Origin of the sequence: Streptomyces genisteinicus, assembly GCF_014489615.1 — a bacterium.
Classification (GTDB): domain Bacteria; phylum Actinomycetota; class Actinomycetes; order Streptomycetales; family Streptomycetaceae; genus Streptomyces; species Streptomyces genisteinicus.
Map to the genome: position 1 here is coordinate 4,387,359 of NZ_CP060825.1, position 23,835 is coordinate 4,411,193.

The window sequence follows — 23,835 nt, forward strand, 5'->3', positions numbered from 1 at the left end:
CGTCCCGGATCCGCCCGGTCACGCACTGTGGCACGGGTCGCGGGGCGGGGTACCGGCCGGCAGGACCGGGCCGGTGGGGCCGGTGCCGGGCCGTGCGGCCGGGCGTGGCGGCGGTGCGCGGTGCGGTGTGTGGCGGCGGTGCGCGGCGCCGGGCGTGGCCTGCGGCGTGTCGCCGGTCCCGGGCCCGTATCCCGGTCCGGGCCCGGAGTGTCGGTGCGGCCGCCTAGACTCGGTAGGCGATGAGCAGCCTCTTTGACGACAGCTTCCTGACCGGCCTCCAGTCCCCCGAGGAGGAGCCCCACCAGGAGGAGCACCCCCCGCCGCCCGAGGAGCACGCTCCGGAGCCGATCCCGGACGACCTCTTCCAGGGCGGCTACGACGTGCCCCCGGCCCGCGAGGGCTACTACCGCGACGGCCACCCGCGCCCCGCGGCGGATCCGGCCGCCCTGCTGGACGGGCTGAACGAACAGCAGGCCGCCGCGGTCGTCCACACCGGGACGCCGCTGCTCATCGTCGCCGGCGCGGGGTCCGGCAAGACGCGCGTGCTGACCCACCGCATCGCCCATCTGCTGGGCACCCGGCACGTCCACCCCGGTCAGATACTGGCGATCACCTTCACCAACAAGGCCGCCGGCGAGATGAAGGAGCGGGTCGAGCAGCTCGTCGGCCCGCGGGCGAACGCCATGTGGGTCATGACGTTCCACAGCGCCTGCGTGCGCATCCTGCGCCGCGAGTCGAAGAAGCTCGGCTTCACCTCGTCGTTCTCGATCTACGACGCCGCCGACTCCAAGCGCCTGATGGCGCTGGTCTGCCGGGACCTGGACCTCGACCCGAAGAAGTTCCCGCCGAAGTCGTTCAGCGCCAAGATCTCCAACCTGAAGAACGAGCTGATCGACGAGGAGGCCTTCGCCGACCAGGCCGCCGACGGCTTCGAGAAGACGCTGGCCGAGGCGTACCGGATGTACCAGTCGCGGCTGCGCGAGGCCAACGCGCTGGACTTCGACGACATCATCATGACGACGGTCCACCTGCTCCAGGCGTTCCCTGACGTGGCCGAGCACTACCGCCGCCGCTTCCGGCACGTCCTGGTCGACGAGTACCAGGACACCAACCACGCCCAGTACACGCTCGTGCGCGAGCTGGTCGGCACCGGCTACGAGGACCTGGGGCCGGCCGAGCTGTGCGTGGTCGGCGACGCGGACCAGTCGATCTACGCCTTCCGCGGCGCGACCATCCGCAACATCCTCCAGTTCGAGGAGGACTACCCGGACGCGACCACCATCCTGCTGGAGCAGAACTACCGCTCCACGCAGACGATCCTGTCCGCCGCCAACGCCGTCATCGAGCGCAACGAGTCCCGCCGCCCGAAGAACCTGTGGACCAACGCCGGCGAGGGCGCCCGGATCACCGGCTACGTCGCGGACACCGAGCACGACGAGGCGCAGTTCGTCGCCGACGAGATCGACCGGCTCACGGACGCGGGCGACGCCCGCGCCGGGGACGTCGCCGTCTTCTACCGGACGAACGCGCAGTCCCGTGTCTTCGAGGAGATCTTCATCCGCGTCGGCCTGCCCTACAAGGTCGTCGGCGGGGTGCGCTTCTACGAGCGCAAGGAGGTCCGCGACGTGCTGGCCTACCTGCGGGTGCTCGCCAACCCCGAGGACAGCGTGCCGCTTCGCCGCATCCTCAACGTGCCCAAGCGCGGCATCGGCGAGCGGGCCGAGGCGATGGTCGACGCGCTCGCGCAGCGTGAGCGGATCACCTTCCCGCAGGCCCTCAAGCGGGTCGACGAGGCGTACGGCATGGCGGCCCGCTCGGCCAACGCGGTCAAGCGGTTCAACGTGCTCATGGAGGAGCTGCGGACGATCGCCGAGTCCGGCGCCGGTCCCGCCGTCGTGCTGGAGGCCGTGCTGGAGCGGACGGGCTACCTCGCCGAGCTCCAGGCCTCCACCGACCCGCAGGACGAGACCCGGATCGAGAACCTCCAGGAACTGGCCGCCGTGGCACTGGAGTTCGAGCAGGACCGCTCCGAGGAGGAGGGCGCCGGCACGCTCGCGGAGTTCCTGGAGCAGGTCGCGCTGGTGGCGGACTCCGACCAGATCCCCGACGACGAGACGGAGGGCACCGGCGTCATCACGCTGATGACCCTCCACACGGCGAAGGGGCTGGAGTTCCCGGTGGTCTTCCTCACCGGCATGGAGGACGGCGTCTTCCCGCACATGCGGGCCCTCGGCCAGACCAAGGAGCTGGAGGAGGAGCGCCGCCTCGCGTACGTGGGCATCACCCGCGCCCGGGAGCGCCTCTACCTGACGCGTTCGTCGATGCGCAGCGCCTGGGGGCAGCCCTCGTACAACCCGCCGTCGCGCTTCCTGGAGGAGATCCCGGCCGCGCACCTGGACTGGCGGCGCACGGGCCCGATGGCCAAGCCGGCCGGGCCGGTGTCCGGGATCACCTCGTCGCTGTCCTCGTCCCGCTCCCGGTCGGGCGCGTCGGGGTTCGCGACGCGGCGCACCGGCGACAAGCCCGTGATCGCGTTGTCCGTGGGCGACCGGGTCACCCACGACCAGTTCGGCCTCGGGACGGTCGTGGGGGTGACGGGCACCGGATCGGAGGCGCAGGCGACGATCGACTTCGGCGACGAGAAGCCGAAGCGGCTGCTGCTGCGGTACGCCCCGGTCGAGAAGCTCTGACGTCCCCCGTCCGGGGACGCGTGAAGGGGGCCGCCGCGGCGGCCCCCTTCACGGAGTGCGTCCGACCGGCCGCAGCCGGGAGGCCGGTTACGTCGGGTCGAGGCCGTGGCTGCGCAGCCACGCCAGCGGGTCGATCGCCGCGCCGCCGCCGGGGCGCACCTCGAAGTGCAGGTGCGGGCCGGTGGAGTTGCCGGTGTCGCCCGAGTAGGCGATCACGTCGCCCGCCTTGACGGAGCCGCTGCGGATCTTGGCCGAGCTGAGGTGGCAGTACCAGGTCTCGGTGCCGTCGGCGGCGGTCACGATGACCATGTTGCCGTAGGCGCCGTTCCACTGGGTGCGCACGGTGCCGTCGGTGGCGGCCAGCACCTCGGTGCCCTGGTACACGGGGAAGTCGATGCCGCTGTGCAGCGACATCCAGTTGACGCCGGACTGGCCGTAGTAGGCGCTGAGCCCGGACTTCTTGACCGGCAGCGAGAACTTGGGGCGCAGCGCCTCGCGGCGTGCCGCCTCCTCCTCGCGCTTCTTCTTCTCCGCGGCCTGGCGTTCCTTGAGGTCGATGCGCTCCTGGGTGCGCGAGGCGCGGTCACCGAAGTCGCGGGCGTCGGCGCTCAGGGCGGCGAGCTGGGTGTCCATCTCGTTGTTGACGGCGACCGGCTTCACGGAGGCGGGGTCCGCGGTGGCGAGGCTGGTGCTGTCGTCCTTCGTGTCGGCGGCGCCGATGTCGCCGACGGAAGCGGCCGCGATGCCGGCGACGCCCATCACGCAGGCCGAGGGAACGGCGACGGTGAGGAGCGCGGAGCGCTTGGCGGGCGTACGGCGCCGGCCGCGGCTGCCGCCGGAGCGGCGGACCGGGCGGGGGGTGACCGGGACGGCGGTCATCGTCTGGGTCAGCGCGCTGTGCTGGTCCGGTTCGCCGTCCCCGGCCGCGTCGTCCGCGGGGTGGGAGTGGGCGTCCGGCTCGTCGGCCCCGGTCTCCGGCCCGTCGTAGGCGGCGTCGTGGCCGGTGCCCTCGTAAGGAGCCGCGTCGTACCCGGCGAAGTCGTGGTCCTGCGGGGCGGCGGTGTCGTCGCCGTGCTGCGCGAGGTCGTGGGCCTGCTGCGCGTCCGTGTACTCCGGGGCCGGGGTCCAGTCGGCGGCCTGCGCGTACTCCGTGCCGGCCTCGGCGGACCAGGTGGCCTGCGCGTAGCCGGTGTCGGTGTACTCGGTGTACGTGCCGGCGTCGTAGCCGGTGGCCTGCGTGAACTCCTGCTCGGGGGAGAACTGTTGCGGTACGAGTCCGTCACCCGTGCCCGTGCCCGGGTTCCACGCGGTGGCGTCGAAGGTGCCGGTCTCGACGGAGGGGGTGCCCCACTGCCCCGTCGTGTCGTACGCGAAGGTGGCGGCGGCGGCCTCGTAGCCGCCGGTCTCGCCGGCCTGGTTCCAGGCGCTCGCGTCCCACTGGCCGGTGGTGTCGTACTGCGCGTACTGCTGGTCGTACTGCGGCTGTTGGGCCGACGCGTAGGCGTCGTAACCGGCGGTCTGCGACGACGTGTCCCAGGCGGTGGTGTCGTACTGGCCGCTGTGGCCGGCTTCGTGTCCGCCCGGCATGGCGCCGAAGAGCGGATCCGAATCGAAGCTGCCGGTGGCGTACCCGGCGTGGGCGTGCTGGTCGTTCACCAACTTCTCTCTCGCCTCGGCAGCAGGACCTGCGTCCGGGGTCGTGTGGAGCGGGACCCCGGGGGGAAGCAGTGGCGTGACTGTACCCGGCGGTACGCGATGGCGACAATCTTCGGCGGCATCTCCACTGTCAGGAAACGGGCATTCGGCCGTCTTTCGGTGGAGTGCAAGCAGAGCTTTGGCCCTACGTTCGACACGTGTTCGAAAAAGGGTTCAGGCGACGGCCTCCGCCGTGCCCCCGGCGCGCGGCCCCGCGGCGAGTGCTTCCCGCACGCCGGCGGCGACCGCGGGGTGAACGGGCAGTGCGAGGTGGCCTATCCCGCTCACCGGCACGTTCTCCGCGTGCAGGTCGGGATGGTCGATGCGGGCGCTCTCCACCGGCACCACGATCCGGTCCAGATCGCTCCAGAAGCTGACGAAACGGGTGCGGCAGCCCGGCGCGGGGGAACGCAGCTCCTCGATCACCGGGGAGCCCGGACGCATCTGCCGCACGATCGGGTGCACGCCCGCGAGCGGCGCCACCGAGGTGCCCGAGTGCGGGGTGCCGAGCGTCACCAGGGTGCGCACCCGCCGGTCGCCGCCCAGGCGCTGCACGTAGTAGCGGGCGATGAGACCGCCGAGGCTGTGCCCCACGACGTCCACCTCGTCGCGTCCGGTGCGCGCGCAGATCTCCTCCACATGGCGGCCCAGCAGATCGGCCGCCGCCCGGATGTCGCAGGTGAGAGGGGAGTAGTTGAGGCAGGCCACCTGGTGGGGGCCGTGCCGGGCCAGTGCCCGGCGCAGCAGGACGAACACCGAGCGGTTGTCGGCGAAGCCGTGCAGCAGCACCGTGGGGACGGGGTCGCCGCCGGGCAGCCGGGCCGTGCCGGCGGGGAGCCGTACGGCGGGTCCGGGCGCGGGGCGCTCCGGCACCAGCCCGGTCGGGTAGAGCACCAGGTGTCCGGCGAGGACCACCAGTTCCAGTGCGGTCGCCCGTACGAGGGCCGGGGGGACGCGGAAGCGCTGCAACCCGTCGAGGCAGCGCACGGTCGTCCGCGCGGCGATCCGCGACACGAAGGAGCCGAGGGGCGGCGGCAGGGGTCGCCAGGAGCAGGGCAGTTGCAGAGGCTTCACAGCGACCTCCCGGCCGGCGCGGCTCGTCCGCCCGCCCGTGCCCCTCGGGGCGTCCACGTGGGCGCCCCGTCCCGGGGGCGTGCCCGGTGGGGGCGCGCGGTGCGTCGGTGGTCCGCGACGGGCCGTACCACCGAGCCGTGCGGCTGTCGGCTCGGTGGTACGGCCACCCGTGTGGACCTGCGCGCGGAACCCGTGGCGGTGTGTACGGGTGCCGCGCGATGGGGGGCCCGCGCGGTGCCTGGTGCCGGTGCGACGCTCACGAAAAATGTCCCACGTGTGATTTCCCCCTCCCCGAGTCCCGCGAAACGGCGGCTTGCGGGATGCTGGACACCGGGAGATAACGTTCGTTCACTCCGTGCGCCGCACCCCTTGGCGCGCGGCAGCCCCGTGCCAAGGCGGCGCATCGGTAGGTGGAGGCAGTGATGGGTGTGACGGGTCCGATCCGCGTAGTGGTCGCCAAGCCGGGCCTCGACGGCCACGACCGGGGCGCCAAGGTGATCGCACGGGCGCTGCGGGACGCCGGTATGGAGGTCATCTACACCGGGCTGCACCAGACGCCCGAGCAGATCGTGGACACCGCGATCCAGGAGGACGCGGACGCGATCGGCCTCTCCATCCTCTCCGGCGCCCACAACACGCTCTTCGCCAAGGTGATCGAGCTCCTGAAGGACCGTGAGGCGGAGGACATCAAGGTCTTCGGCGGCGGCATCATCCCGGAGGCCGACATCCCTCCGCTGAAGGAGCTGGGTGTCGCGGAGATCTTCACGCCCGGGGCGACGACGGTGTCGATCGTGGAGTGGGTGAACGCGAACGTGCGCGTCCCGGCGTAGGGCCGGGACCGGCGTCGGGGCGGAGCCCCGGCCGCGGACGCCGCGGACGTGAGCCGGGCCCTCGGGCCCGTCGCGGACCGGGCCACCGCCAACGCGTCCGCCGGGCATGCCGCGGTACCCGGGCAGGCGGGTTCACCCGAGTTCCGCGTGCATCGCCGCGCGCAGGCGGAGGGTGGAGACGAGACGCTGGAAGGCCTCGGACCAGTAGCCGCCGGCTCCGGGCGAGGCGTCCTCCGGTTCGTCGGGGGTCGCGGTGAGGATCTCCAGGCGGGCGGCCTCCGCCGGGTCGAGGCAGCGCTCCGCGAGTCCCATCACGCCGCTGAAGCTCCAGGGATAGCTGCCTGCCTCCCTGGCGATGTCCAGGGCGTCGACCACGGCGCGGCCCAGCGGTTCGGCCCACGGCACCGTGCAGACCCCGAGCAGCTGGAAGGCCTCCGGCAGCCCGTGCGCGGCGATGAAACCGGCCACCCAGGCGGCCCGTTCACCGTCCGGCAGGGTGGCGAGGAGTCTGGAGCGCTCGGCCGGGGAGGTGGTGCCGGGACCGCTGGACGGCGGGGCGGCCGGTGCGCCCAGCAGCGCCCGGGACCACTCCGCGTCGTGCTGCCGCACGGCCGCCCTGCACCAGGCGGCGTGCAGTTCGTCGGCCCAGTCGTCGGCGACAGGCAGTGCGACGGCCTCCCGCGGGGTGCGACCGCCGAGGCGGGCGGGCCAGGCGGACAGCGGTGCGGCCTCCACGAGCTGGCCGAACCACCAGGACCGCTCGCCGCGTCCCGCGGGCGCGGTGGGCACGACGCCGTCGCGCTGCATGTCGGCGTCGCACTCGTGGGGCGCTTCGACCGCGATCACCGGCCCTCCGTCGCGGCTGTGGTCGAGCGCGACGCAGGACGCGGCGCGGGCGGCCATCCGGGCGGCGAGGGCGGACCGGGGGAGCGCGGACAGCAACTCGGCCGCGGTGGCGCGGACGTTGCGGCTCCGGTCGGCCAGGGCCTGTTCGAGGAAGGGTTCGTCGGCTCCGGTCAGTCCCGCGCGCAGGGAGTCGAGGAACATCAGCCTGTCCTCGGCCCGTTCCGACGCCCAGGTCGTCGCCAGCAGGTCGCGGGCCGCCGCCGCGTCATGGGCGCGCAGGGCGGACAGCAGGGCGACCCGCTCCGCGAACAGCCCCTCGTCCCACAGGAGCCGCACCGCGTCGGCGTCGTCCGGGGACGGCCTGCCGGGGCCCTGGGCGCCGCCCCGCAGCGCGAACCTCCACTCCGGGTTGAGCCCGGCGAGCCACAGGCCGCGCGGGCCGGCGAAGGCCAGGGCCTGGGGTCGCAGGTCCGTGCGGGCGCGGGCGACGTCCAGCAGGGCGGGGAGGGCTGAGGCCGGTGCCCGGTAGCCCCGCTCGCCGGCGGCGGCGAGCCACTGGGGGAGCAGTTCGGTGAGGTCGGGGGAGGTGCCCCGGCGGCCTCCCGAACCGGCCGTGCCCGCACGGTCGGCCAGCAGCTGGGCGAGCCGGAGACGGGCCGCCGCCGGGGGCACGGGACGCGGGTCGTGCGGTGCGGCGGCGGGCCGGCCGGCCGGTGCGGTGGCGGGCCGCAGGCCCGCCCGCCGGCGCAGGGTCTGTACGGCCGCCGCGTCGAGCAGGGCGAGGGACGGTTCGGCGCCGGGCGACACCAGCTCGGCAGGCGGGGGGCGCCGGTCGGTGCCGAGCAGGGCGCAGGTCACCAGGGCCTCCCATGGCGACGTCGTGCTCCGGGAGTGGGTGCGGGTGGTCATCGAGGCCTCCTTCAGATGAGCCGGACCGTCTCGGACAGGTCGTCGGGCCAGGCGGTCAGCGGTGCGAAGCCCTGGTGGCCGAACTCGCCGAAGACGGTGAGAGGACGGCCGCCCGCTACGGCCACCAGCCGCCACAGCCCCGGCCGGCCCAGTACGGCGGGAGCCACGGGCAGGGCGTCCTCGCCGCCGGCGTCGGCGAGCTGCCAGCCGTCGCCGGCCGGTACGGGGACGACGCCGGAGAGGGTGACGGGCAGGGCTTCGAGCCACGGGTCGTCGCACAGCGCCCTTCCGTAGAGCTCGGTGGCGCCCGCGCAGCCCGTCCCCTTCGGCGGCGTGCCGATGGGCTCCGGCACCGTGAGCAACTCGCCCATCTCCGCCCGCAGCTGTCCCGCGCCGCCGTGCCAGGTGACGTCCGCCAGTGCCGTCCGGCCCACCGGCAGGGACAGCTGCGGGGCGCGCCCCGCGGCGCCGAACGACAGCAGCAGGGCGGTGCGTCCGGTGTCGCGCCCGTGGATCCAGATGCGCCGGACGGTGAGCCGGCCGTCGGAGGTGTCGTCCTGCGACAGGATCAGCCAGTGGTCGCGGACCGTGGCGCCGTCGGCGGCGGAGGGGAGGCCCACCCTGGTGCGCACGGTGACGGCGAGCGGTTCCGGCAGCGTGTCCCGCCCGAGCCAGGCGGTGTCCAGGAGGTGCAGCAGCGCGCACTCCTCCAGCAGCCGCAGCGGCCAGCCCGCCCCCGATCCGGGGACGGCGCCGAGCTCCCTGACCCGGGAGGCGAGGCCGGGGGCCTGCGCGTCGACCATCCGTGCGGCCGTCTCCTCCCACAGCCCGTACCCGGACCGGCCGGCCGACGCGAGGCCGCCGCGGACCAGGTCGGCGAGACGCCGCTCCAGCTCGGTGGCTCCGGCGGTGATCCGTGCGGCACGGCGTGCGGCGCGCTTCGCGGCCGCGTCCGCGGCGGAGACTCCGGCTCCCGCCTCATGCGACGCACCGTCAGGAGCCGCTGCCGGCACCTGCTCCGCCGTCCGGTGCGCCTCCGCGTCCACGTGTCCCCCGTCGAGTGGCTGCATGGGGACGACGTTAGGCCCGGCCACTGACAATCGCCCCGACCTGCGAACTCTCCCGGCCGCTCCGGCCTTTGCCTTCCCTTTACACTGATCCTCCCCAGTCTGCGCCCCGAGAACCGAGGTCCCGTATGAACCGATTCGCCCGCTCCGCCTGCGGCGTCGCCGCAGCGGCGGCTCTCGCCCTCGGTGCCACCGCCTGCGCCGAGGCCGTGGACACGGTCGACAGGGCGGTCAACGACACCTACGAGGTCACCTACGAGGTCACGGGCAGCAACGTGGACTCGATCAGCTACCACGACGGCGGGGGCAAGGCGCTGGAACCGTCGATCACCACGGTCGACAAGCCCGACCTGCCCTGGAAGAAGACGGTCACCCTGCGCGGCATCATGCCGTCGGGCGTGATCCCCACCGCCGCCGACCTGACGGGCGCGAAGGTCACCTGCAGGATCACCCACGAGGGCAAGGTGCTCGCGGAGGAGACCGGCGAAGGGCTGGTGACCGCCGGCGGCTGCATCGGCGAGTCGCCGGTCGGCGCCGAGTAGCCGCGGCCCGTCCTCCGGCCGCGGGTCACCACCTCGGTGACCTGCGGCAACGGCCCACTGTCAGTGGCGTGGTGCACGGTTGTCCCCGAACGGATCGAACGATCTGGAGGGGGATCCATGACCGTGTCCGTCACCGGGACGAGCCGGCCGGCCGAGGCACTGCGGCCGCACGCCGAGGACGCCTTCGCCGCCGAACTGGAGGCGCTCGCCGCGCACGACGACCGCCCGCGCCCGGCCAACTGGCGGCTCTCCCCCTGGGCGGTCGCCACCTACCTCCTCGGCGGCACGCTCGCCGACGGCACCCTCGTCACGCCGAAGTACGTCGGCCCGCGCCGGATCGTCGAAGTCGCCGTCACCACCCTGGCGACCGACCGGGCGCTGCTGCTCCTCGGTGTCCCCGGCACGGCCAAGACCTGGCTCTCGGAGCACCTGGCGGCCGCCGTCAGCGGCGACTCGACGCTGCTGGTGCAGGGGACGGCGGGCACCCCCGAGGAAGCCGTCCGCTACGGCTGGAACTACGCGCGGCTCATCGCCCAGGGCCCGAGCCGTGACGCCCTCGTCCCCAGCCCGGTCATGCGCGCCATGGCGGAGGGCATGACGGCGCGCGTCGAGGAACTGACCCGCATCCCGGCGGACGTCCAGGACACCCTCATCACGATCCTGTCCGAGAAGACGCTGCCGGTGCCGGAGCTGGGCGAAGAGGTCCAGGCCGTCCGCGGGTTCAACCTGATCGCCACGGCCAACGACCGCGACCGCGGCGTCAACGACCTGTCCAGCGCCCTGCGCAGGCGGTTCAACACCGTCGTCCTGCCGCTCCCCGCCACCCCCGAAGCCGAGGTCGACATCGTCGCCCGCCGGGTGGACCAGCTCGGGCGCTCGCTCGACCTGCCGGCCGCGCCCGAGGGGCTGGAGGAGATCCGCCGGGTGGTCACCGTCTTCCGTGAACTGCGGGACGGCGTCTCCGCCGACGGACGCACCAGGCTCAAGTCCCCCTCGGGCACGCTCTCCACGGCCGAGGCGATCTCCGTCGTCACCGGCGGCCTCGCGCTCGCCGCGCACTTCGGCGACGGCGTGCTGCGGCCCCAGGACGTGGCGGCCGGCATCCTCGGCGCGGTCGTCCGGGACCCCGCGGCCGACCGCGTGATCTGGCAGGAGTACCTGGAGACCGTGGTGCGCGAGCGGGACGGCTGGAAGGACTTCTACCGCGCCTGCCGCGAGGTGAGCGGATGACCGGCCCGCTCCTCCTGGGGGTCCGTCACCACGGTCCGGGCTCGGCCCGCGCCGTCGGTGCGGCGCTCGACGCGGCGGCGCCCGCGGCGGTCCTGATCGAGGGACCCCCGGAGGGCGACGGGCTGCTCCACCTCGCCGCCGACGAACGGATGCGGCCCCCGGTCGCCCTCCTCGCCCACGTCGCCGGTGATCCGGGCCGCTCGGCGTTCTGGCCGTTCGCCGCCTTCAGCCCCGAGTGGGTGGCCCTCCGGTGGGCTCTGGCGCACGACGTGCCGGTCCGCTTCATCGACCTGCCGGCGGCGCACTCCCTCGCCCTGGACCCCTCCGGCGGCACCCCGGCGCCCGCGGCCGGGGACGACGGGGCTCTTGACGGGCCGCCGGCCGGGGACGGCCCGGCGCAGGACCCGCCCGACGGCGGTCCGGGCGTGCGGATCGACCCGATCCGGGTGCTCGCCGAGGCAGCCGGCCACGACGACCCCGAACGCTGGTGGGAGGACGTCGTCGAGCACCGCGGCGCCGACGCGACGGCCGACGCCCTCGCCCCCTTCGCCGCGCTCGCCGAGGCGATCGGGGCGCTGCGGGAGACGTACGGGCACGGCGGCCACGAGCGGGACCTGGTCCGCGAGGCCCATATGCGGCTCGCCCTGCGGGCCGCGCGCAAGGAGTTCGGCGACGCCGTCGCCGTCGTCTGCGGGGCCTGGCACGTGCCCGCCCTCGCCGAGCGGCACACGGTCGCCGCCGACCGGGCCCTCCTCAAGGGGCTGCCGAAGGTCAGGGCGGAGACGACCTGGGTCCCCTGGACCCACCGCAGGCTCTCCCGGAGTTCCGGGTACGGAGCGGGCATCGACGCGCCCGGCTGGTACGGCCACCTCTTCGAGGCCCCCGACAGGCCCGTCGAACGCTGGATGACCAGGGTCGCCGGACTGCTGCGCGCGGAGGACCGTCCGGTGTCCCCCGCGCACGTCATCGAGGCCGTGCGCCTGGCCGAGACCCTCGCGGTCGTCCGGGGCCGCCCGCTCGCCGGGCTCGGGGAGGCCACCGACGCCGTCCGCGCGGTGATGTGCGACGGCTCCGACGTCCCGCTCGGCCTGGTGGCGGACCGGCTCGTCGTCGGGGACGTGCTCGGCGAGGTGCCGGACGCCGCGCCCGCGGTGCCCCTGCAACGGGATCTCGACCGGCAGCAGCGCCGCCTGCGGCTGAAGCCGGAGGCGGCGGAGCGGGCCCTGGAACTCGACCTCCGCAAGGACGGCGACACCGCCCGGAGCCTGCTGCTCCACCGGCTGCGGCTCCTCGGCATCCGCTGGGGCGAGCCGGCCGCGGGCCGCGGCGGCACCGGCACCTTCCGCGAGACGTGGCGGCTGCGCTGGGAGCCCGAACTCTCCGTCCGGGTGGCCGAGGCCGGCGGCTGGGGCACCACGGTGCTCGCCGCGGCCACGGCGAAGGCCTGCGCCGACGCCGCCTCCGCCGGATCGCTCGGAGAGGTCACGGACCTGGCCGAGCGGTGTCTGCTGGCCGGACTGCCCGAGGCGCTGCCCGTCGTGATGGCGGCCCTGGCCGACCGTGCCGCGCTCGACACGGACGTCGGCCACCTCGCCCGTGCCCTCCCCGCGCTCGCCCGCTCGCTGCGCTACGGAGACGTCCGGTCCACCGACACCGCGGCGCTCGGCGAGGTGGCCACGGGCCTGGCGCAGCGGATCTGCGTCGGCCTGCCCCCGGCCTGCACCGGGCTCGACGCGGACGCGGCCACGGAGATGCGCGGCCTGATCGACGGCGTGCACACGGCGGTCGGCCTGCTTCCCGACGCGGCCGTGATCACCGCCCGCTGGCGCGAGGTGCTGCTCCGGCTCGCCTCCCGGGACACCGTGCCGGGCGTCGTACGGGGCCGGGCGGCACGGCTGCTGCTGGACGAGGGGCAGCTCGCGGAGGAGGAGGCGGCCCGGCTGATGGGCCTCGCCCTCTCGCCCGCCGTCCCGCCCGCCCGTGCCGCGGCCTGGATCGAGGGCTTCGTGGGCGGCGAGTCCGGCGGCGGGCTGCTGCTCGTCCACGACGAACGGCTGCTCGGGCTGGTGGACACCTGGCTGACCGGTGTGCCCGCGGACGCCTTCACCGGAGTCCTGCCCCTGCTGCGCCGCACGTTCTCGGCGTACGAGCCGGCCGTCCGCCGCACCCTCGGAGAGCTGGTCCGCCGCGGTCCGGCGGGCTCGGACGCCGCGGCGGCCCCCGAGCCCGCCGCCCCGGGCTTCGGACCCGGCATCGACGAGGCACGGGCCGATGCGGTGCTGCCCGTGGTGCGACTCCTGCTGGGCGCCGGCCGCGCGCCCGGACCCGGCGCACGGAGCGTGCCGCCACCACCGGGCCGCCCCGCCGCGACCGGGCACGAGCACGGCGCGGGACCGGCCGGCGCAGGGCACTGCGGCGCGGGGCCGACCGGCGCGGAAGTGACGAGCACGGGAGCGATGCGATGACGACCCCACCGGCCGTTCCGCCGGCGACGGCGCCACCGGCGGGCCCGGCGGCCGGGAGCGGTGCGCCCGCCCCGGTGGCGGCAGCCCGGGACGCGCACGACGAGCGGCTGCGGCGATGGCGGCTGGTGCTCGGCGGCGACGCCGCCGACGGCACGGGCGTTGCGCTCGGCGGCACCGACGCTGCCATGGACGGCGCCCTCGCCTCCCTCTACGGCAGCCGGCACGCCGGTCAGGGCAGAGGCGGCGCCAGGGCGGGCGGCCTGGGTGCCTCCGCTCCCTCGGTGGCCCGCTGGCTGGGGGACATCCGCACCTACTTCCCCGGCTCCGTGGTCCAGGTGATGCAGCGCGACGCGATCGACCGGCTCGGTCTGTCCGCACTGCTCCTGGAGCCCGAGATGCTGGAGGCGGTCGAGGCGGACGTGCACCTGGTGGGCACCCTGCTCTCGCTCGGCAAGGCGATGCCGGAGACGACGAAGGAGACGGCACGGGCCGTCGTCCGCAAGGTCGTCGACGACCTGGAGAAGAGGCTCGCCTCCCGCACCCGGTCCGCGCTGACCGGCGCGCTGGACCGCTCCGCGCGGGTCGGCCGCCCCCGGCGGCGCGACATCGACTGGGACCGCACGATCCGGGCGAACCTGCGGAACTACCTCCCCGAGCACGGCACGGTCGTCCCCGAGCGGCTCGTCGGCTACGCACGCGCGTCGCGGTCGGTGAAGAAGGACGTGGTGCTCTGCATCGACCAGTCCGCCTCCATGGCGGCCTCCGTCGTGTACGCGTCCGTCTTCGGGGCGGTCCTCGCGTCGATGCGGTCCCTCGACACCCGACTGGTCGTCTTCGACACCGCCGTCGCCGACCTCACCGACCGGCTGGACGACCCGGTCGACGTGCTCTTCGGCACCCGGCTCGGCGGCGGGACGGACATCAACCGGGCCCTCGCCTACTGCCAGTCGCGGATCACCCGCCCCGCGGACACGGTCGTCGTGCTGATCAGCGACCTCTACGAGGGCGGCATACGCGACGAGATGCTGAAGCGGGTCGCCGCGATGACGGCGGCCGGTGTGCGGTTCGTCGCGCTGCTGGCCCTGTCGGACGAGGGGACGCCGGCCTACGACCGGGAGCACGCGGGGGCGCTGGCCGCTCTCGGCGTCCCGGCGTTCGCCTGCACTCCGGACCTCTTCCCCGAGGTGATGGCCGCGGCGATCGAGAAGCGGCCCCTGCCGGTACCGGTCACCGCCTGATCGCGGTCCGTCCACCGTGTGGGCGTACGGACCGCCGGGTGCGGCCGCGCCGCGTGCCCCGGGTGGCCCGGGGGACCGCGGGGCCGGCCCGTGCGGACCGCCCGTGTGCCGCCGCCGGACCGGGACCCGCGCTGACCAGGTGCCCGGCCCGCCGGGCCGGGACCGTGGCGTACGGCGCGCGGCCGCTCACAGCCCGCGGTACACGCAGGTGAGCACGGGGTCTGTGACCGTAATCACCGCCCAGGTGTGATCTGCGATTTAGGGAGGCGTGCGATGCGGGGATAACCTGCCAGGCGGACATGCCGCGCCCACGGACACCGTGTGTGCCTCCCTTGTGACAGTGCTCGTCACGTTGCCCTTCGCGGCACTGCCCACGCAGACAACGACCGCGATCATCAGAAAAGGGACGGACGCGCGTGGACCTGTTCGAGTACCAGGCGAGGGACCTCTTCGCCAAGCACGGTGTACCGGTGCTGGCCGGTGAAGTCATCGACACGCCTGAGGCGGCGCGCGAGGCGACTGAGCGACTGGGCGGCAAGTCGGTCGTCAAGGCGCAGGTCAAGGTCGGCGGCCGCGGCAAGGCGGGTGGCGTGAAGCTGGCCGCCACCCCGGACGAGGCCGTCGCCCGCGCGACGGACATCCTCGGGATGGACATCAAGGGCCACACGGTCCACAAGGTGATGATCGCGGAGACCGCTCCGGAGATCGTCGAGGAGTACTACGTCTCGTACCTCCTCGACCGCACCAACCGCACCTTCCTCGCCATGGCGTCCGTCGCCGGCGGCATGGACATCGAGGAGGTCGCCGAGAAGACCCCCGAGAAGCTCGCGAAGGTCCCGGTCGACGCCAACACCGGCGTCACCATCGAGAAGGCCCGCGACATCGTCGCGCAGGCGCAGTTCCCGGCCGAGGTCGCCGAGAAGGTCGCCGAGGTCCTGGTCACCCTCTGGGACACCTTCATCGCCGAGGACGCGCTCCTCGTCGAGGTGAACCCGCTCGCCAAGGTCGCGAGCGGCGACATCCTGGCGCTGGACGGCAAGGTCTCCCTCGACGAGAACGCCGAGTTCCGTCAGCCGGGTCACGAGGAGTTCGTGGACCACGCCGCAGCCAACCCGCTCGAGGCTGCCGCCAAGGCCAAGAACCTCAACTACGTGAAGCTCGAGGGCGAGGTCGGCATCATCGGCAACGGTGCCGGCCTGGTCATGTCGACCCTGGACGTCGTCGCGTACGCCGGTGAGAACCACGGCGGCGTGAAGCCGGCCAACTTCCTCGACATCGGCGGCGGCGCGTCCGCCCAGGTGATGGCGAACGGCCTGGAGATCATCCTCGGCGACCCGGACGTCAAGTCCGTCTTCGTCAACGTCTTCGGCGGCATCACCGCCTGCGACGAGGTCGCCAACGGCATCGTCCAGGCGCTCGCCCTGCTCGCCGACAAGGGCGAGGCGGTCACCAAGCCGCTGGTCGTCCGCCTCGACGGCAACAACGCGGAACTGGGTCGCAAGATCCTCTCCGACGCCAACCACCCGCTGGTGCAGCGCGTGGACACCATGGACGGCGCGGCCGACAAGGCCGCCGAGCTCGCCGCTGCGGCCAAGTAAGGGAAGAGGGACTGTAGAACCATGGCTATCTTCCTGAACAAGGACAGCAAGGTCATCGTCCAGGGCATGACCGGTGCCACGGGCATGAAGCACACCAAGCTGATGCTCGGCGACGGCACCAACATCGTCGGCGGTGTCAACCCGCGCAAGGCCGGCACCTCCGTCGACTTCGACGGCACCGACGTACCGGTCTTCGGCTCCGTCGCCGAGGCGATGGAGAAGACGGGCGCCGACGTATCCGTCCTCTTCGTGCCGCCGGCCTTCGCCAAGGCCGCCGTCGTCGAGGCCATCGACGCCGAGATCCCGCTCGCGGTCGTCATCACCGAGGGCATCGCCGTCCACGACTCCGCCGCCTTCTGGGCGTACGCGACGTCGAAGGGCAACAAGACCCGCATCATCGGCCCGAACTGCCCCGGCCTCATCACGCCGGGCCAGTCCAACGCCGGCATCATCCCGGGCGACATCACCAAGCCCGGCCGCATCGGTCTGGTGTCCAAGTCCGGCACCCTGACCTACCAGATGATGTACGAGCTGCGTGACATCGGCTTCTCGTCCGCGGTCGGCATCGGTGGCGACCCGGTCATCGGCACCACGCACATCGACGCGCTCGCCGCGTTCGAGGCCGACCCCGAGACCGACCTGATCGTCATGATCGGCGAGATCGGCGGCGACGCCGAGGAGCGTGCGGCCGACTTCATCAAGGCCAACGTCACCAAGCCGGTCGTCGGCTACGTCGCGGGCTTCACCGCGCCCGAGGGCAAGACCATGGGCCACGCCGGTGCCATCGTCTCCGGCTCCTCCGGCACCGCCCAGGCGAAGAAGGAGGCCCTGGAGGCCGCCGGCGTGAAGGTCGGCAAGACGCCGACCGAGACCGCCAAGCTGGCGCGCGCCATCCTCGCGGGCTGACGTCCGCACAGGCTGACGTCTCCACCGGGCACCGCACGGCGCCCGGCACGCGTGAGGGCCCGCCCCCGGTTCGCCGGGGGCGGGCCCTCACGCATGTCCGCCGTTCAGCCGAGGCCCGGCAGCAGGCGCTCCGGGCCCGCCGCGGGCTCGGCGGCGAGCCGGTCCCGCAGCTTGCGGTCCTCGGCGGTGAGGCGCTCGGGCCCGCTGTGGGGCGCCGGGACCCCCTCGACCTGCCGGGTCGGCGGCATCGGCGGCTCGTAGTGGCCGGGCGAGGTGAGCAGTGCGATCACCGTGGCGGCCGCGATGAGCGCCGTCGCGACGACGACCACCCTGGTCCACACCTCGGCACTCCGCTCGCAGCCGGTGCGCACCTCGCGGGCCGGCGGCGGGGCGGGGTCGGGACCCCCGGTGGCGAGCGCCCGCAGCTCGTCCTGGAGCGCCGCCTCCGCCGCCAGGCGGGGGACGCGTCCGGCCACCGCCTCGCGCGCGTGCAGGACGCGTGCGGCGGCGGCGGGTGTGCTGGCCTCGGTCTCGGCGGCCGTCTCGGGCAGGTCGAGCCCGAGGCCGTCGTAGAGCAGCAGGGTGCGCAGGCAGGCCGGCGGCAGCGTGTGCAGGGCGGTGAGGAGTTCGCTCCGGGCCGCGTCGGCGGGCGGCTCGTCGGGGTGGCGGTGGGCGGGGCGCAGACGGTGCCAGGGCGACATCGCGTACTCGTACGCGGCGGCCCGCACCCAGCCCGTGGGGTCGCGGTCCGTCGCGACCTCGGGCCATCGCTGCCAGGCCAGCCGGAAGGCGTGCTCGACCGACCGGTGCGCGAGGCGGCGGCGGCCGGTGAGGACGAAGGTCTGGCGCACGAGACCGGCCGCGGCACGGGTGTAGAGCAGGTCGAACGCCTCCTCGGGGGTGAGGGGCGCACCACCGGTCAGGTCCGCGCCGGGCGCGTGCGCCTCGCGCGGAGCCGCGGTGGCGGTCGCGGTCGCGGTGGCGGTCTCAGCGCCCGTGTCGGTCTCCGCGCCCGTGTTCGTGACCGGGTGCGCGGCCGGGCCGGGAGACGTGGCATCGCCCCCGGGAGCGGCGGGGAGCGGGGGAGCGGCCTTCGCGGCAACTCCTGACGCGCCGTCGGAACCCGCGGCCGTCGGCACCTCCGGCGGTTCGGCCGGGGCCGCCGGTTCGGGCCGGGCCGTCGGCTCGGCCGATGCCGTCTGTTCGGGACGGTCCGCGCGACCCGGCGTGCCGGGTGTCCCGGCGAGTTCCGCCTCGTACGCGGCGAGCACCTTCGCGTACGCCTCGCGCTTGCGTCCCCGCGGGCTGGTGCGACCGGTCTCCCAGGACCGGAGCGTCGCCTTGGTGACGCCCACCACGGCCGCGAGTTGAGCCTCCGTCAGCGAGCGGGCCTCGCGGAGCCTGCGGCGTTCCTTGGGCGGCGGCAGTGGCGACCCCGGCGCGGACGATGCGGTGCTCTGAGTCATATGAGGCTCCATGCAGCGCTCTAGCAGGCAGGAAAACAGACAAACGTATTTTGTGCGACACCACGGCCATTCGCCTGTTACGCGGACATAGCGCGTGTCGTTGGGAGCATGGCCGCGTGACCCAGACGACCGATCAGAGCCTCGCGGTCCCCCCGCACCGGACCACCGTCCACGCCAGTGCGACCGGGGCGGTCGTCGGCGCCTTCGTGCGCGGTGCGACGGCCGCCGGGCTCGGGCTCGGGGCGATCACGGTGCTCGTGATGGTGCTGTGGATCAGCTCCCCCTATCCGGACAGCGGTTCCGGCGGCGCGCTGCGCGTGGCCGCCGCGACGTGGCTGCTCGCGCACGGCACCGAGCTCCTCCGCACGGACACGGTGTCCGCCGTCCCCGCCCCGATGGGCCTGGTGCCGCTGCTCCTCACCGCCCTGCCCGTCTGGCTCGCGCACCGGGCGGCGCGCGAGGCGCTGGAGCGGCCCGACGAGGAGGCCGAGACCCGGCCGGTGCCGTCCGTCCCGTCCGTCCTCGCGGCGACGACCAGCGGCTACATGCTGGTCGCGGCACCCGTGGTGCTCTACGCCGCGGGCGGACCGTTTGCCGCGCTCCCGGAGAGCGCGATGATGCACCTGCCGCTCGTGGCGTTCGGCTCGGCGGCGTTCGGCGCGTGGAACGCGCACGGGCGGCCGTTCGGGCCGCTGCCCGCCTCGGTGCCGCGGCGGCTGCGGGTGGCTCTCGCGCGCACCGGGGCCCGGGTGGCGCTCCGTTCGGGCTTCGGCGCGGTGTGCGTCCTGCTCGGGGGAGGCGCCGTCCTGGCCGTCGCCTCTCTGGTGTGGCACGGACCGGCCGCGCAGGAATCGCTGTCCGGTCTCGCGGACGACTGGTCGGGGCGGCTGGCCGTGGTGCTCCTGGCCCTCGCGCTGCTGCCGAACGCGGCGGTGTGGGCCGCCTCCTACGGACTGGGGGCCGGGTTCGCGCTGGGCACCGGGGCGACGGCCACCCCGTTCGCCCTGACCGGGAGGCCGGCGCTGCCGGACTTCCCGCTGCTCGCCGCGGTCCCCGGCCGCGGTCCGGGCGAGGCGGTGCACTGGGCGGGGGCGGCGATCCCCGTGGCGGCGGCCCTGCTGATCGCCTGGCGCACGGCGGACGCGGCGGCGCCCCGGTACGGCGAACGGGAGGACGCCTGGTCGGCCGGCGGCACGGCGCTCACCGCACTCCTCGGAGCGGCGGGCTGCGCGGTGCTCACCGCCGCGGCGGCCGCGGCGGCGGGCGGCCCCCTGGGGGCCGGGCGGCTGGCCGAGTTCGGCCCGGCGTGGTGGCTGACCGGGGCCGCCGCCCTCCTGTGGACGGCACTGCTCGCCGTTCCCCTGGCCCTGGGGATCAGGGCCTGGCGAGTGCGGGTGCCGCGGAGCGCACGCGAGGAGAGCGGGGGCGGAGGTGACGGCCTCCCCGGCACGGACACCGCCGTGCCGGCCGGGGCGGGCGCCGCGGACGCCGCGGGCGCCGCCGGGGCGGGCGGCGGGGAGGCGGACGTGTTCGACCTGGAGGACGACTTCGAGCTGTACGACGTCCTTCCCGCGGAGGCCTGGTCCGCCCGCAGGACGCCGTTCCCGTCCGCGCCGTCGCCCGTGCGTGCCGAGGAGCCCGCCGCACCCCCGCCCGCGAAGGACTCCGGCGACGGGCCCGCCGAGGAGCCACCGCCGGCAGCAGCCCCCGACGGCGAGGCCCCGCGCCCGCCGACCGCGGGCCCGGACGACGAGCCCGCGCCGCCGGGGGCGCGGTCCTGACGGCCGCGGTCCGGGCCCCGGACGGTCCCCGCCGCACCCGCCTCCCGGGCGAGCCTCCGCCATCGGGAGCAGCCGCCACCCTCGCCCCCGCACCCGGCCCCCCGACCCCCGGCATGCCGACGGCCCGGCCCCGGAAGGTTCCGGGGCCGGGCCGTGAGCGGGGATGCGCAGGCGGTGCCGGTGCTACTCCTGGACGCCGATGACGTCGCGCAGCGGCTCGGGGAGCAGGTCGTTGCAGGCCATCTGGCCGGACTTGGTCAGGGCGTCGTTCACGCACGTGTAGTAGTCGCGGTAGACGAGCTGCGCCGCGAAGGACGCCGCCACGATCAGCAGGGCGATGCCCGCCATCACCAGGCCGCTCGTCGCCGCGGTGATCTGCGGCCTGCTCGCCTGCCGCTGCGGGGGCCGTGCCCCCGCAGGCTGGGGCGCGCGCCCTTGGGCGTTCGCCGCGTCAGGAGCCGGCGCCGCGACCGGCTTGCCGCGCAGGGAGCTGACGGCCCAGTAGACGGCGAGGGCGCCCAGCAGCAGGGCGATCTCCGGGAAGTCGAAGAGGGCGAAGAAGAACGCCCACATGCCGCCGAGCAGCGCGTACCGCGCCCGGCGCTGGAGCGGGTCGGTCGGGTCCCAGCGCAGGCCGCCGCCGGGGCCGCCGCCCTCGGGGCCGTTCTGGTCGCCCTTGCGGCCGGGGCGGCCGCCGAAGCCGCCGCCGGAGCGGCCGGGCTGGCGGCTGCTCCACCGGCTGCCGCCCTGCGACGGACCGTCGCCGTCACGGTCGGGTCCGGAGGGGTTCGACGGGTCCCCGGACGACGAGGAGCCGGACGAGCCGTCCGCCGGGTGGCGGGGCTGCCAGGGCTGGTCCGGCCTGCCCTCGGGCGGCGGCGCGAACGGGTTGTCGTCGTCCGTGGACTGGCGCTCCCGCAGCAACAGGAGGTCCGTACGGTGGCGTCGGTCCGGCATCTGGTGAACGTCTTCCCCTCGTCAAGCCCGCTTCGAGCCCGCCCGGGCGCGGGCTCTGCCCCCAGACGCTACCTCCCGGCCACGCCCCCGTCCCGCGGGGGCCGGGCTGTGTGCCGGTATCGTTGCTGACGGTCGGCCCCTTCGTAGAGTTCCCCGTATCCGGGGACGCGAAGTGTTCGTACGACCCTACAAAGCCGCACCGTAACGCGAAAAGAGTCCCCCTGTGGCCGCCGCCCGCCTCGTCGTCCTGGTCTCCGGATCGGGGACGAACCTCCAGGCCCTCCTCGACGCGATCGCCGCCGACCCCGAGGGGTTCGGCGCAGAGGTCGTCGCCGTCGGCGCGGACCGGACGGGAATCGCCGGTCTGGAGCGCGCCGAGCGCGCCGGGCTGCCGACCTTCGTCCGCCGGGTCAAGGACTACGCGACCCGCGAGGAGTGGGACGCGGCCCTGACCGAGGCGACCGCCGCGCACGAGCCGGACCTCGTGGTCTCGGCCGGCTTCATGAAGATCGTGGGGAAGGAGTTCCTCGCGAGGTTCGGCGGCCGGGTCGTCAACACCCACCCCGCGCTGCTGCCCAGTTTCCCCGGTGCCCACGGAGTGCGGGACGCGCTCGCGTACGGGGCGAAGGTCACCGGGTGCACCGTCCACCTCGTCGACGACGGCGTCGACACCGGCCCGATCATCGCCCAGGGCGTGGTCGAGGTACGGGAGACGGACGACGAAGACGCTCTCCACGAGCGCATCAAGGAAGTCGAGCGATCGCTGCTCGTCGAGGTCGTGGGGCGTCTCGCCCGGCACGGCTACCGCATTGAGGGACGAAAGGTTCATGTCGGTGAATAAGTCGGGTAACAAGCCCATCCGTCGCGCACTGGTCAGCGTCTACGACAAGACGGGTCTCGAGGAGCTTGCCCGGGGTCTGCACGAGGCCGGTGTCGAGCTCGTGTCCACCGGCTCCACCGCCGCGAAGATCGCCGCCGCGGGCGTCCCCGTCACCAAGGTCGAGGAGCTGACCGGCTTCCCCGAGTGCCTGGACGGCCGCGTCAAGACGCTGCACCCCCGCGTGCACGCGGGCATCCTGGCCGATCTGCGGCTGGACGCCCACCGCGAGCAGCTCGCCGAGCTCGGCGTGGAGCCGTTCGACCTGGTGGTCGTGAACCTGTACCCGTTCAAGGAGACCGTCGCCTCCGGCGCGAGCGACGACGAGTGCGTCGAGCAGATCGACATCGGCGGCCCGTCCATGGTCCGCGCCGCCGCCAAGAACCACCCGTCCGTGGCCGTCGTCACCAGCCCCGCCCGCTACCCGGACGTGCTCGCGGCCGTCCGCGGGGGCGGCTTCGACCTGCCGGCCCGCAAGCGGCTCGCCGGCGAGGCGTTCCAGCACACCGCCGCGTACGACGTGGCGGTGGCCTCCTGGTTCGCGTCCTCCTACGCGGCGGCCGACGAGAGCGGCTTCCCCGACTTCCTGGGCGCCACCTGGGAGCGCGAGAACGTGCTGCGCTACGGCGAGAACCCGCACCAGCCCGCCGCGCTGTACACCTCCGGCTCGGGCGGCCTCGCGCAGGCCGAGCAGCTGCACGGCAAGGAGATGTCGTACAACAACTACACGGACACCGACGCCGCGCGCCGGGCCGCGTACGACCACGCCGAGCCATGCGTCGCGATCATCAAGCACGCCAACCCGTGCGGCATCGCTATCGGCGCCGATGTGGCCGAGGCGCACCGCCGGGCCCACGCCTGCGACCCGCTCTCCGCGTTCGGCGGCGTGATCGCCGTCAACCGCCCGGTGTCCGTCGCCATGGCCGAGCAGGTCGCCGAGATCTTCACCGAGGTGATCGTCGCGCCCGGCTACGAGGACGGCGCGGTCGAGGTGCTGGCGAAGAAGAAGAACATCCGGGTGCTGCGCGCCGAGGGCGCCCCGTCCGCCGCGGTCGAGCTCAAGCCGATCGACGGCGGTGCGCTGCTCCAGGTCGCCGACCGCCTCCAGGCCGACGGCGACGACCCGGCGAACTGGACGCTGGCCACCGGTGAGGCGCTCCCGGCCGACGAGCTCGCGGAGCTGGCCTTCGCCTGGAAGGCGTGCCGCGCGGTCAAGTCCAACGCGATCCTGCTGGCGAAGGACGGCGCCTCGGTCGGCGTCGGCATGGGCCAGGTCAACCGCGTCGACTCGGCCAAGCTGGCCGTGGAGCGCGCGGGAGAGGAGCGCGCACGCGGTTCCTACGCCGCGTCGGACGCCTTCTTCCCCTTCCCCGACGGGCTGGAGATCCTGACGGCCGCGGGCGTCAAGGCCGTGGTGCAGCCCGGCGGTTCGGTCCGCGACGAGCTCGTCGTCGAGGCCGCGCGGAAGGCCGGAGTGACGATGTACCTCACCGGGACGCGCCACTTCTTCCACTGAGTTCCCTCCGGCCTCCGGGCTCGGAGTTCCGGGCCCCCGGGCCTCCGGGCCCTCGCGTTCCCCGGCCGCGGCGCCTCGCGCGCCGCGGCCACGGTCCCGCGGCCGCACCGCCGCCGCGGGACCGTGCCGCGCGGGCGCCTGTCCGCGC

The 23,835-nt window shown here is 74.6% G+C and carries 17 protein-coding genes; 11 read left to right on the forward strand and 6 right to left on the reverse strand.

All coding sequences use genetic code 11. The annotated features are described in order from the left end of the window. Nucleotides 1-239: 239 nt before the first annotated feature. Complete coding sequence (pcrA, locus tag IAG43_RS19175; protein ID WP_187741928.1) at nt 240-2,690, forward strand: DNA helicase PcrA; 2,451 nt, start codon at nt 240-242, stop codon at nt 2,688-2,690. 87 nt (nt 2,691-2,777) lie between these two features. Here pcrA and IAG43_RS19180 read toward each other — a convergent pair whose 3' ends face one another. Next, complete coding sequence (locus IAG43_RS19180) at nt 2,778-4,346, reverse strand: M23 family metallopeptidase (RefSeq protein ID WP_187741929.1); 1,569 nt, start codon at nt 4,344-4,346, stop codon at nt 2,778-2,780. Between the two features lie 213 nt (nt 4,347-4,559). Beyond that, the gene (locus tag IAG43_RS19185; protein ID WP_425508649.1) at nt 4,560-5,390 is read right to left on the reverse strand and encodes an esterase/lipase family protein; all 831 of its coding nucleotides are present in this window, start codon (nt 5,388-5,390) and stop codon (nt 4,560-4,562) included. 491 nt (nt 5,391-5,881) lie between these two features. On the opposite strand from IAG43_RS19185, the gene icmB reads away from it, so the two are divergent. Next, complete coding sequence (icmB, locus tag IAG43_RS19190; RefSeq protein WP_187741930.1) at nt 5,882-6,289, forward strand: coenzyme B12-dependent isobutyryl CoA mutase small subunit; 408 nt, start codon at nt 5,882-5,884, stop codon at nt 6,287-6,289. Between the two features lie 132 nt (nt 6,290-6,421). Here icmB and IAG43_RS19195 read toward each other — a convergent pair whose 3' ends face one another. Together IAG43_RS19195 and IAG43_RS19200 are read right to left on the reverse strand one after the other, a co-directional pair. Beyond that, nucleotides 6,422-8,044, reverse strand: coding sequence for a DUF5691 domain-containing protein (locus tag IAG43_RS19195; protein ID WP_187741931.1), 1,623 nt, complete (start codon nt 8,042-8,044; stop codon nt 6,422-6,424). A gap of 11 nt (nt 8,045-8,055) precedes the next feature. Then, entirely contained in the window at nt 8,056-9,114 is a 1,059-nt protein-coding gene (locus IAG43_RS19200) for a hypothetical protein (RefSeq protein ID WP_246574426.1), read from the reverse strand. A gap of 125 nt (nt 9,115-9,239) precedes the next feature. On the opposite strand from IAG43_RS19200, the gene IAG43_RS19205 reads away from it, so the two are divergent. The 6 genes from IAG43_RS19205 to sucD all read left to right on the forward strand — a co-directional run bounded on the left by IAG43_RS19205 (nt 9,240) and on the right by sucD (nt 17,090). After that, nucleotides 9,240-9,653: an MmpS family transport accessory protein gene (locus IAG43_RS19205; RefSeq protein ID WP_187741932.1), complete on the forward strand. Its 414-nt coding sequence runs from the start codon at nt 9,240-9,242 to the stop codon at nt 9,651-9,653. A gap of 117 nt (nt 9,654-9,770) precedes the next feature. Then, nucleotides 9,771-10,883, forward strand: coding sequence for an ATP-binding protein (locus IAG43_RS19210; protein ID WP_187741933.1), 1,113 nt, complete (start codon nt 9,771-9,773; stop codon nt 10,881-10,883). Then, nucleotides 10,880-13,348, forward strand: coding sequence for a DUF5682 family protein (locus IAG43_RS19215; RefSeq protein ID WP_223005946.1), 2,469 nt, complete (start codon nt 10,880-10,882; stop codon nt 13,346-13,348). The genes IAG43_RS19210 and IAG43_RS19215 overlap by 4 nt, the downstream gene beginning before the upstream one ends. Continuing rightward, the gene (locus tag IAG43_RS19220) at nt 13,345-14,586 is read left to right on the forward strand and encodes a VWA domain-containing protein (RefSeq protein WP_187741934.1); all 1,242 of its coding nucleotides are present in this window, start codon (nt 13,345-13,347) and stop codon (nt 14,584-14,586) included. The genes IAG43_RS19215 and IAG43_RS19220 overlap by 4 nt, the downstream gene beginning before the upstream one ends. Nucleotides 14,587-15,002: 416 nt before the next feature. After that, the gene (gene sucC, locus IAG43_RS19225) at nt 15,003-16,184 is read left to right on the forward strand and encodes an ADP-forming succinate--CoA ligase subunit beta (RefSeq protein WP_187741935.1); all 1,182 of its coding nucleotides are present in this window, start codon (nt 15,003-15,005) and stop codon (nt 16,182-16,184) included. 21 nt (nt 16,185-16,205) lie between these two features. Further along, entirely contained in the window at nt 16,206-17,090 is an 885-nt protein-coding gene (gene sucD / locus IAG43_RS19230) for a succinate--CoA ligase subunit alpha (protein WP_187741936.1), read from the forward strand. Nucleotides 17,091-17,194: 104 nt separating this feature from the next. Here sucD and IAG43_RS19235 read toward each other — a convergent pair whose 3' ends face one another. Beyond that, nucleotides 17,195-18,556, reverse strand: a complete 1,362-nt coding sequence (locus tag IAG43_RS19235) for a helix-turn-helix domain-containing protein (RefSeq protein WP_187741937.1) — start codon at nt 18,554-18,556, stop codon at nt 17,195-17,197. Between the two features lie 116 nt (nt 18,557-18,672). Here IAG43_RS19235 and IAG43_RS19240 point away from each other — a divergent pair, with 116 nt between their 5' ends. Continuing rightward, a complete protein-coding gene (locus IAG43_RS19240) occupies nt 18,673-20,337 on the forward strand; it encodes a cell division protein PerM (protein WP_187741938.1) in 1,665 nt (554 codons plus the stop codon). A gap of 183 nt (nt 20,338-20,520) precedes the next feature. On the opposite strand, the gene IAG43_RS19245 is transcribed toward IAG43_RS19240, so the two are convergent. Next, a complete protein-coding gene (locus tag IAG43_RS19245; protein WP_187741939.1) occupies nt 20,521-21,294 on the reverse strand; it encodes a hypothetical protein in 774 nt (257 codons plus the stop codon). 223 nt (nt 21,295-21,517) lie between these two features. On the opposite strand from IAG43_RS19245, the gene purN reads away from it, so the two are divergent. Beyond that, nucleotides 21,518-22,135 (forward strand): phosphoribosylglycinamide formyltransferase, encoded by a 618-nt coding sequence (purN, locus tag IAG43_RS19250; RefSeq protein WP_187741940.1) that lies wholly within the window; start codon nt 21,518-21,520, stop codon nt 22,133-22,135. Further along, complete coding sequence (gene purH, locus IAG43_RS19255) at nt 22,122-23,687, forward strand: bifunctional phosphoribosylaminoimidazolecarboxamide formyltransferase/IMP cyclohydrolase (RefSeq protein WP_187741941.1); 1,566 nt, start codon at nt 22,122-22,124, stop codon at nt 23,685-23,687. The genes purN and purH overlap by 14 nt, the downstream gene beginning before the upstream one ends. Nucleotides 23,688-23,835: the final 148 nt, after the last annotated feature.